We start from the raw sequence: 9,644 nt of genomic DNA, 5'->3' as shown, positions 1-9,644 counted from the left end.
GGGGGGGGGGGGTGGGGCCGGCGGGTGTGGTCACCTCGGCGGTGGGGCCGGTGGGGCCGGTGGGCGTGGTTGCCTCAGCGGTGGGGCCAGTGGGCATGCTCGCCTCGGCGGCGTTGCTCTTCGCCGCTGTGGCCTCCGCGACGCGCAGGGCTGCGACTTCTTCGGTGAGCTGCTTGACATCGGCGTCACGACCGTCCAGTGCGGCGACGCGTGCGCAGACTTCGAGGACGGCTGCGCGCTGGCCTTCCACAGAGGAGTTGGCCTTGAGTTTTTCGAGATCCAGATAGCCGGCTCTCCACTCGGGGCCGATCTTGGGGTCCGTCTCGTCGTACGGGAAATAGTGAGCCTGGGCGCGGACCCGGTCATCGGAGAGCAGGGCCTGGGTTTCCGGGGGAAGCCCTTCAAGCCGTTCCTGGGACGGATCGACCATGAAATGGATGTTGTCCAGTCCCACGTTGGGGTCATTGCGTAGACGGGACATTTCGGTCTTGTAGAGAATCGTCCACGGGGCGAGGTCCGAGGCGAAGACGGCCACCTTGGATGAGGCCGCCGCAGCGTACTGGGCGGAGGCTCCGTCCCAGACCGCACCCGATACCCGGGTACCTTCCCGGTCCGCGCTGCGGCCCCAGAGCGCAGTTCGCACGGGCTGCTCGAACAGATGGTACGAATCCAGCTCCGACCCGCCGGGAGTGCTCTCCAGAACCTGGGCGGAGCCCTCGTCGAGCTTGTTCTGCTCATTCGCCCACGCCTGGGCTACGTACCTGAAGGAGAGCAGGTCCGGTGCGGACGCGTGGTCGATTTCCGGGGGCAGATCGTCCCGCTGGACCCCATGAGACCAGAACGCGATCGTCGTATCCGGTCGCGGCGGAGAGAAGTCGGCCTCCGAGGCTCGCGCGATCAGGTAGTCCGAAGTGCTCAGCGGAGGTTCATTGTCCTTGTTCCGGGCGTCGTTGACGTTGGATACCGCGGCCTGAATCCGGTCCTTCACAGCTGCGGCTTGGTCGGTGTCGCGCGGGATGGAGTCGAGATGCGCATCGCGGAGCGCGATCGCGTCCTGGAGTAGCTTCGGTGTCACATGTCCGGTCATGAACCGTCGTTATTCTCGTGGCCCGCTGACGGGGAGAAGACGCTGAGCGTGAGCCCGGCGCCACCGGGTTCCTGGGGGCGGGAAGCGGTGAAGGCGACGTTCACGGTGAGGACGAGCGTGGGCAGCGTCGGGTCCGCCGGACGCCAGTAGGCCATCCGGTGCGGATCCTGCTCCCTCATGCGGAAGTCGGGAGTGGGCCAGTAGGCGTGGGCTGTATCGGGGAACCCGGGGAAGCCCGGCGAGTTCCAGGCACCGCTCCACGCGGGCTCGCCGAGCACACCCCGAGCGGCATTGAGGAAGTCGGGCCACACCTGCGCCGCGTGGGCGAGTACGGCGTTGTTCTCCGCAGGGGCGTCGGCCTCGATCTCCCAGGCGACGTGACTGATGAGCGTGACGGGTGCCCACGTGCCGCCGGGCGTCGCGTAGAAGGAGAAGCGAGCGCCGTCCGCGGCGGCGACGGCGAGTTCGCGATCCGACGGCTGTGGCGTCCAGCCGTACCGCGCGCACCAGGAAGTGAGCTGCTCACCCGGCCTCGGGGGGGACCACATGGTGGGCCAGTCGACAGCGATGAGTGTGCTCAGCACGGCTGCGAGGTCCTGCGGGGCACGGTTCGTGAGTGCGGTCGGCACGGGGGACCTTTCCGGTCGGGAGTCGTCGATCACCGGATCATGGTGTCGAGCTGACGGTACAGAACGGTCAGGTGACGTAGTCGCTCAGGATGCAACCGTCGACGAACGCTTTCTCGTTTTTCTGTCGCAGGCGCTGGTCGCGGTGAGAGCGAGGAGGGTGATAGTGGCGGCGGCCATGTGCTTGATGCGCACGGAAAGCTCCCTAAGGGAGTCGGGGCAGGGTCTCGTCAAGGCGTATGCGGATCCACCGGCAAGGGGTCGAAGGGGTAAGCCGTGTGGCCGTCCTTCGGGGAGCAGGCGGCGAAGGGGCCGAGGTCGGTGTCCATCAGGACGCGCAGGTGCGGGTCGGCGTGGTGGAGCCACCAGGTGGACATGCCGAGTGCCGGGTCATGGCGGAGGTGCTCGAAGGCGAGCCACAGGGCGGACAGCCGGGCGCCGGCTTCCGGGTGTTCCCACCAGCGCGGGCACCACGTGGCGATGGAGCCGTTGGTGCGCCTTCGTATGACCTGGGAGAGATAGTCCGAGACGAAGACGTAGACATCGGCGAAGAGGAACTCCGCCTCTTCTTCCTGGGCAGCGGGCTCTGCGGTGGTCATCGGGAGCGTCCGTTCTTCGGCGCGTGCGGGAGGTGAGTGCTGGGCGTCAGGCCAGGAAGACGCCCAGCAGCAGGAGACCGATCACCACGGCGCCCATGATGAGCCGAGCGGTGGGGTCCTCCCGCTCCCAGAGCTCGTGGACCACGGCCCAACCCGTCACGCGGGCCGCGCGACCGCTGTGCACGGGCGTTCCGGCGTCCTGTTGCCTGTCGGCCCCGTCCGCCCGGTCGGTCTCGGGCGCGGCGTCGCTTTCCTCGAATCCGACCGGTATCCCCTGCTGCTCCTGGGCCACGACGACCAGGCTTTCGAGCAGTTCGGGCATGGTGTTGGGGGTCAGCGGATAGACGACCGTGCCGTAAGGGGACTGCACACAGAGCCTGGCCTGCCAAGGATTGCCCGGCTCGTAGCCGTCGACCCACACGTGCTGCGCGGTGAGCACCGGGGGCGCGGGGGCAGGCGGGGCGGGGTGCGGCTCCATCGCCGCCGGCGGCGTGGTGGCGGCAGCGGGTGCTGGAGCGGGAGGCTGGGTTGAGCCCCAGGCACCCGAATCGGTCGGTTGCGGGTGCGCGTACTGGTCGCTCAACTCTTGTCCTTCGGAGGGGCCGTCAGATCGGTGGGGCGTGTCACGGGGGCGGGTGGCCGCGTGCAGTCTGGCCGAGGACTGTGTCAGCGGTGCCGTTTCGGGGCGGCTCGGTTCACCTCCCACATTCCTCGGACTTTCCTCGCGGCTGTCCTGCGAGGAAAGGGGAGACGGTCCTGCGACAGGTGTTTGCCAAACTGCCGACGCACCTGGCTGGACCGGGGCCCGCCCGCCACGAACCGTGAGGCGGCCGGCGACTGAATGCGTTGGAGAGACCGACTCGATGACAGACCACAACAGCCCTGCTGGCGCGGTCGGCGGAGGCCAGCCCGCTGGGCCCCCCGCATCCTTCGGTCATCCTCCGGAGCAGCCCGGACCCCAGCAGGCAGGTCCGCAGCAGCCCGGCCCGCAGGCCGCGCCTCCGGGACAGCAGTACGCCCAGCAGTCCCCCGCGTATCAACAGCAGCAGGCACAGCACCCGCAGCAGCAACAGCATCCGCAGCAACCACCGCAACAGATGCCCTCGGACGCCGCTCGCGCGCAAGTAGCCGCGGCCTGGGTCCGCAGTGCGCCGCAGGTCGGAATGCCTACAGGCCAAGCGGCCGTTCCGACGCTGCCGCCGCGCAACTCCCGCTCCGCGGGGGACTCCAAGAGGGAGAAGCGTGACCAGGCGAAGGCGGAGCGCAAGGCGGAGTACGAGCGCAAGAAGGCGGCTCGGGAGGCACGTAAGCAGGGCGGCGGCACCGCCGCAGGGGCATCCGGCAGCACCACGCCTCGTACGGCTCCCATCGGCCAGACGCCTCTCGCAGCCCCCGCGTCACAGCACCCCGCCACGCCCCCGCAGCAGCACCAGCAACACTCCGCAGCGAGCCCGACCACCCCGACCACCCCGGCCAACTCCGCCACCACCGCGCCGCCGTCGCGACCGACCAGCCGCGGCGCAGCCTTCGACGTGCCCCAGCCGGGCCGTCGTATCCCCGCCGGCGGTCGCCGTACCCACGTCGCCCTGCGCGCCACCCTGCTGATCACCACGTGCGTCTTCGCGCTCGGCTCCTGTGGCGTGATGGGACTGCTGGCCGGCAAGTCGTCCAGCCCGCAAGCAGCCGACCTGGACGCGAAGGAAGCCGCCAAGTACCGGCTGACCGACTTCCCCATGCAGGCGGCGGCCACCTTCGCGGAGCACTACGCCCTGCTCTGCATGACGTACGCGCCGAACACCATCGATGACCGGCAGAAGGACCTGGCACGATTCGCTTCCGCCGGCGTGGACGCCGACTGCGGCTGGGACGGCCAGGGCACACAGAAGGCGGTCTCCGCCAACTGGGACGGGACCGTCGAGAAGCTTCCGGAGTACGGGGCGCATGGCCGCTATCTCGGAATCCAGGTGCGGCTGGACAACGGCGCCCTGACCACGCTGACCGTGCCGGTGTACGTGCAGGGCCTGGCCGACGGTGAGGGGCTGCGGGTGGCCGGCGACGTCGGCGAGATGCCGCTGCCCTCACACGGAACCGTGCCCGGGCTCGACGAGGACGACCAGGTGACCGACGATGCGCTGTCCGCGCAGCTCCAGAAGAAGGTGCTGCCCGGCTACTTCGAGGCATGGGGACAGTCCGATGCCACGGCGATGACCCGGTTCACCACCCCGGACGCGACGCAGGCGGCGACCGCCGGTCTGCGGGCCTCGCTGTCGGACCCGACGATCAATGAGGTCGTGGCGCTGGCGCCGAAGGGGTTCGAGGACTCCGAGTCGTACACCTACAAGGCCGATCAGCCGGTACAGGCACTGGTGGCGTTGAGCTGGACCGGCCCCAACGGTACGGCCGTACGGCGCTCGTACCGGGTGACCGTGGTGAACACCGAACAGGGCTGGTTCATCAGGGACATCCACGGTGGCGTCCTGGACGCCGAGGGCGGCAGCGCCGACGAGGGCGAGGCCGCGCCGCCCACCGAAGAGGCCACCACCGGCTCCGACAGCGGGGCTGGTACCGGGGACGACGGCGGGGGCACCGGCGGCAAGAAGACCAAGCCGTCCGCCAAGCAGTCCCCCTCCGGCAAGCACCGAAAGTCTTGACCGTTGTCCGGCTCCCGCTGGCCGGCTGCGGCGCGCACCACTTTTCCGCACTCAATCCTTCGAAAGGAACAGTCATGTATTTGGCAGCGCAAGACCTCGATGGAATGTTCGACAACATCCAAAAGATCCTGACCAACGCGGGCACGATGGTCGCGGTCATCGCCCTGCTCATCCTCGGCATCCGGATGCTGATGTCGATGAAGCGCGGTGACGGCATGCGCGAGGCGTTCCAGGGATTCGGCATGATCGCGCTTGCCGCGCTGATCATCGGGGGCGCCACCGGCCTCGCGGCCGTGCTGATCGGCCTCGGTGAGCAGATCGGTGGAGGCAAGAAGGGCTGAGCCGGCGGACCACGTCTACCGTTTCCCGATTCCGAACCACCAGAAACTGAGGGGAGCGGCTGATGGCGCAGGAAGCACCCGAGCCGATGGTCGCCTACGACCACACGGATCTGCTCAACCGCCCGAAGCGCATCTGGAACTGGGGCAACATCCCGCTTCCCGGTCTGCTGCTGCCCGCGCTGGGCGCGGCCTTCGGATTCGGCCTGTTGTGGCTGGTCGCCCTGCTGTCACTGTCGGCCTTCCTCCCCTTCCTCGGGATGTCGATGTGGACGTCGATCTTCTACATCGGCCCGCCGTTCGCGGTCTACTTCGTCTGGGGAAGGCCGCTGCCCTCGGCGCTCACGCTGAGCCAACAGCTCGTCGTCTGGGCCGACTACTGGTTCCAGCCCAAACGCTTGCAGGGGCTCGCCGCCGACCGGGAGCCGGAGGAGCTGCACTGGCAGGTCATCCTCTGGCAGCCGGGCTCACCCCGGTGGCATTCGCGTTACGACGCGGCTCGCCGGGCCGCCGCCGAGCGCGGCACCTCGTTCTCCGCAGGGACCGCCCGCAGCACGCCGGGCGGAAGCCTGTCCGACACCACCGCGGGATGACTCCTCCATGTTCATGATGATCCTTCTGGGCGGGGCGGCCGCCTTCTTCGTGGTCGCCCTGGTCATGGCCGCAGGTTCCGGCTCCAAGGGCAAGGGCCAGGGCCAGGCCACACGGCAGAAATCCAACCGCCAGGGTGCGGCCGCCAAGGCCCCCCGCGAGGACCTGCGGCTCCCGTACCGGTACGCCGACGACACGATCTTCGTGCACGGCGATTCCGTATGGACCGGCCTGGTGCTGCCGACCGCCATCGACGAGTACCTCAACGCGTCCGAACTCCAGGCGATGGCGGAGGGCCCGGCGCGCGGGCTGCTGAACCTCGCGCGGGGCGACCGTAATGTCGAGTGCCACTACCGCAAGGTCTACCAGCCGATCACGGCCCTCAACTGGGCCGAGGAGCTCAACGCGGTGGCCTGGGATCCGACCGAGAACTACAAGGCGTACAACCTGCGCAAGGCCGAGTACCAGGAGCGCATCGGGGCGCTGCGCGAGCGCAACGTCCTGCTGGTCAAGATCGGTTCGCTCAAGCGGGGCGGCAACGGCGTCCTTCCCGAGGACGACGAGCCGCACGACGAGCCCGGCCTGCTGCGCGGGGTGCGGGGCGCCTCGGACAAGGCGACCTCGGCCGCGACGGGTGTCTCGGACGAGTACCTGTCCCCGAGCGTGCTCGCCGAGTGGACCCAGGTCGCCACGGAGGTGCACGAGAGCCTGGAGGGGCTGCACGGCGCGCCGCTGACCCGCGAGGAGCTGGTCTGGCTCATCCGCAAGCCGCTGCACGGCGACCTGCCGGTGCCGCCCGAGCCGGTGCTCGGCAGCCGTTCCTGGGGCCCCGACCAGTTCGATCTGGTCGTGGACTTCTCCGGGGAGAACCGCAAGACCCACATCGTGCTGCACCAGTTCGACGAGGTGACGGGCGAGCGGCAGACGAGCTACACCACCACGCTGGTCGCGGCCAGCTGGCCCGCCGAGACGCGTTTCCGGCAGAGCACCGCGTGGGCCCGTTACGCCGCTCAGCACGTGGACTTCCCGGTCGAGATCGACATGCGCTTCACCCTGATCCCGTATCTCAAGTTCAAGGGCCGGGCCGACAAGATCCGCGGGAACCTCGTGGACGAGATGAACGACATGGCCAACTCCGGCCGCCAGCCGGACACCAAGCTGGCGAGCCAGGTCACCCGCTCCCAGCACCTGTGCGAGGACATCGACGAGCACAAGATGCCGGGCATGGAGGCGCAGATCCGCTTCACCATCTCCGCGTCCGACCCCAAGGAGCTGGAACGGCGTCGGCGCGTCCTGGAGATGCAGTTCAAGCAGGACCTGAAGGTGACGCTGCTGCGGCCCACCCGCCAGCAGTGGCGGCTGCTCCAGTCGCAGCTCCCGGGCGACGCGCCGAAGCTGCCGATCGCGCCGTACCTGCGGCTTCAGGAGGTCGAGCAGCTGGGCGCCGGTCTGCCCACCGCCGGAACAGAGATCGGCGACAACCCGGAGCACCGCTCGGGCAAGAAGCTCGGCTGGGTCGGGAACCTCGTCGGCTGGGCCGGCAAGATGCCGGTGCACTACTCGCTGCACGTCGGCCCCGCCCGCAACGACGGCGGCGGACTGGCCATCGTCGGCGCGTCCGGCGGCGGCAAGTCCTCGCTCGCCCTGCAGAAGTTCTACGAGGAGTCAGAGTCGGGCGTCCGGTGCCTGGTCATTGACCCCAAGACCGACTTCGCGCAGCTGTGTTACTACCTGGGCTACGGCGCGCAGGTCAACGACCCGGACTTCGCCTCGGACGCCGAATCCGGCCTCCTCGACACCCCGGAGAGCCGCTTCCGGCCGATCAACCGGGAGTTCTGGGACGAGACCGAGGTCGTCGACCTGCTCAAGGGCCAGGCGGGCGTGCTCGACCCCTGGGTGATCGCGCGCGACGTCGCCTCCGGCCGGCTGCTCGCGGAGAGCATGCTGCGGGGCTTCCTCGGCGACGACGACTACCAGCGGGTGCGGCTGCCGATCATCGAGGGCATGGCCACCACCGTCGGCTGGTACAACTCCGCGGTCCGGCGGGCCGTGGAGCAGGGGCTGACGGCCCGCGAGGCCGAGCAGCAAGTGCCGCGGCCGACGCTGTGGCAGGTCGTCGACGAGGTCGTACGCGCCTACGACCAGGCCGTCGAGGCCGGAGACCGCGACGCGGTCAAGGAGCTCAAGCTCGCCCAGATGCTGCTGACCGAGCTGCGCACGCTGCCGTACGCCCGGCTGGCCTTCGCGGAACACCCGAAGACGCTGTCGAGCATGCGCAAGCGGCGCACGGTCATCACCCTGCGCGGCTTCCAGGCCCCGGCTGCCTCCGACCCGAAGAACTGGAATCCGGCGGAACGGCTCGCGGCCACCGCGCTGATGGCGGTCGTCGAGCTGGGCAGCCAGATGCTGGACGTCGGTTACGAGAAGAACCCCGTCACCGGTGAGATCGGCCTGCGCCCCAAGGCGCTGTTCGTCGACGAGGCGTACGTCGTCACCGCGACCGAGAGTGGTCGCGACCTGATGCGCCGGGCGCTCAAGCAGGGCCGTTCGTATCTCGCGGTGACGGTCCTGATCACCCAACAGGCGATCGACCTGGTCCAGATCGAGGACTCCGAGGCGCGCAGCGGCGGCGCCAACCAGATCCACACGGTCTTCGCCTTCAAGCAGAAGTCCGCACAGGAAGCATCCCTGGTCGCGCCGCTGCTCGGCCGCCCCGAGGACGACCCGAAGGTCATCGCGGCGATGCAGGAACTCCGTACGGGCGTCTGCCTGCAGCGTGACGTCGACAAGCGGGTGGGCACGGTCGCGGTGGACCTGGTCTTCAAGGAGATCCTCGCCGCGACGGACACCAACGGCACGACCCGCGCGGCCCGTCAGGCCGTCGACCCGCCGGTGGACGTGTGGGACTGGACGTTCATGCAGGAGGCCGCGGAGGACCCGGCGGTGCTGGCGAGCCGGGCGGCGGCGCAGGCGCAGGCGGGTGCTGCCGCAGGGGGCGCGGCGGGGGCCGGCGTCGCGGCGGGCACTGCCGTTCAGTAGCAATCAGCGGTGACCCATGACGTGGTCCCGCTGCCGAGCAGGAAACTTAAGGAAATCGCCCATGCGGGTCAGGAAGTTTTTCGTGTTCGCCGGAGCGCTCGCCGTTGTGGCCGGGGTCAGCGGTTGCGGCAGTGACGGGTCGGAGGACAACGGTTTGCCGATCGCGGGCGATATGGCAGGGATTGAGAAGTTCGCAAACAAATACACCACATGCAGTGGACTGGAGATGGATTCCGAGAGCGGATACATGAGCTCGGAGGCCGAGGATCCTTCCTGGGCGATCAAGGAGCGAGCGGTCTGTGACGACGGTCGTAGCGACAGCATCACGCTGCTCTCCATCGACAATATGAAGAAGTTCCAGAGCGCGAACAAGAGGGACGCGGCCAAAGGGGAAGGTGGCAAATTCTTGATCGGTCAGGACTTCGCGCTCATTCCGTCGAATGAGCAGACGGCCATGGAGCTGAAAGAATCCGGCACTCTTCTCTTCACCTGCGACTCTGATTTCAAGGTGCCGAGCGGTTACGTGAAGAAGAACGCGCTGGTCGACGGCTGTTTGCTGACCGACTACATGCCGACTGACTGAAGCTCCACAGGCTCAGGCATATTCTCTCCGCCCATTCTCATCCAGAGGAATCTCTATGCTCCCGCGTCGTGCGGCGCGCCACAGACTCATCAAGGCTGGCGTCGCAGCCCGAGCCGGCCTGTTCCTGATA

At 68.6% G+C, this 9,644-nt stretch carries 9 protein-coding genes; 5 read left to right on the top strand and 4 right to left on the bottom strand.

Annotation, left to right across the window (positions count from 1 at the left end; translation table 11 throughout):
* From QMK28_RS18615 to QMK28_RS18600, 4 genes are all read right to left on the bottom strand, one after another.
* The coding region (locus tag QMK28_RS18615; RefSeq protein ID WP_326439318.1) for a hypothetical protein at positions 1-1,075 on the bottom strand (1,075 nt) is incomplete at its 3' end.
* 8 nt (positions 1,076-1,083) lie between these two features.
* Positions 1,084-1,716: a hypothetical protein gene (locus QMK28_RS18610; RefSeq protein WP_326439316.1), complete on the bottom strand. Its 633-nt coding sequence runs from the start codon at positions 1,714-1,716 to the stop codon at positions 1,084-1,086.
* A gap of 227 nt (positions 1,717-1,943) precedes the next feature.
* Positions 1,944-2,312 (bottom strand): DUF4913 domain-containing protein, encoded by a 369-nt coding sequence (locus QMK28_RS18605; protein ID WP_326439314.1) that lies wholly within the window; start codon positions 2,310-2,312, stop codon positions 1,944-1,946.
* A 46-nt stretch (positions 2,313-2,358) separates the two neighbouring features.
* Positions 2,359-2,895, bottom strand: coding sequence for a hypothetical protein (locus QMK28_RS18600; protein WP_326439312.1), 537 nt, complete (start codon positions 2,893-2,895; stop codon positions 2,359-2,361).
* A 280-nt stretch (positions 2,896-3,175) separates the two neighbouring features.
* Between QMK28_RS18600 and QMK28_RS18595 the strand changes: the two genes are divergently transcribed.
* The 5 genes from QMK28_RS18595 to QMK28_RS18575 all read left to right on the top strand — a co-directional run bounded on the left by QMK28_RS18595 (position 3,176) and on the right by QMK28_RS18575 (position 9,514).
* Entirely contained in the window at positions 3,176-4,963 is a 1,788-nt protein-coding gene (locus QMK28_RS18595; protein ID WP_326439310.1) for a conjugal transfer protein, read from the top strand.
* Positions 4,964-5,037: 74 nt separating this feature from the next.
* Positions 5,038-5,304, top strand: a complete 267-nt coding sequence (locus tag QMK28_RS18590) for a TrbC/VirB2 family protein (RefSeq protein ID WP_326439308.1) — start codon at positions 5,038-5,040, stop codon at positions 5,302-5,304.
* A 62-nt stretch (positions 5,305-5,366) separates the two neighbouring features.
* Positions 5,367-5,894 carry a hypothetical protein gene (locus QMK28_RS18585; protein WP_326439306.1) on the top strand — a complete coding sequence of 176 codons (528 nt, stop codon included), beginning with the start codon at positions 5,367-5,369 and terminating at the stop codon, positions 5,892-5,894.
* A gap of 7 nt (positions 5,895-5,901) precedes the next feature.
* Complete coding sequence (locus QMK28_RS18580; protein WP_326439305.1) at positions 5,902-8,931, top strand: ATP-binding protein; 3,030 nt, start codon at positions 5,902-5,904, stop codon at positions 8,929-8,931.
* 61 nt (positions 8,932-8,992) lie between these two features.
* On the top strand, positions 8,993-9,514 hold the full coding sequence (locus QMK28_RS18575; protein WP_326439303.1) for a hypothetical protein: 522 nt from the start codon (positions 8,993-8,995) through the stop codon (positions 9,512-9,514).
* Positions 9,515-9,644: the final 130 nt, after the last annotated feature.

This window comes from Streptomyces sp. H27-D2, from assembly GCF_035828615.1.
Lineage (GTDB): Bacteria > Actinomycetota > Actinomycetes > Streptomycetales > Streptomycetaceae > Streptomyces.
This window is presented reverse-complemented; position numbering and strand designations above follow the sequence as displayed.

What these genes read in the sequence shown, in the direction of transcription:
- QMK28_RS18585 (WP_326439306.1), top strand. Translation starts at nt 5,367, where the DNA reads ATGGCGCAGGAAGCACCCGAGCCGATGGTCGCCTACGACCACACGGAT.
- QMK28_RS18580 (WP_326439305.1), top strand. Translation starts at nt 5,902, where the DNA reads ATGTTCATGATGATCCTTCTGGGCGGGGCGGCCGCCTTCTTCGTGGTC.
- QMK28_RS18595 (WP_326439310.1), top strand. Translation starts at nt 3,176, where the DNA reads ATGACAGACCACAACAGCCCTGCTGGCGCGGTCGGCGGAGGCCAGCCC.
- QMK28_RS18605 (WP_326439314.1), bottom strand. Translation starts at nt 2,312, where the DNA reads ATGACCACCGCAGAGCCCGCTGCCCAGGAAGAAGAGGCGGAGTTCCTC.
- QMK28_RS18575 (WP_326439303.1), top strand. Translation starts at nt 8,993, where the DNA reads ATGCGGGTCAGGAAGTTTTTCGTGTTCGCCGGAGCGCTCGCCGTTGTG.
- QMK28_RS18590 (WP_326439308.1), top strand. Translation starts at nt 5,038, where the DNA reads ATGTATTTGGCAGCGCAAGACCTCGATGGAATGTTCGACAACATCCAA.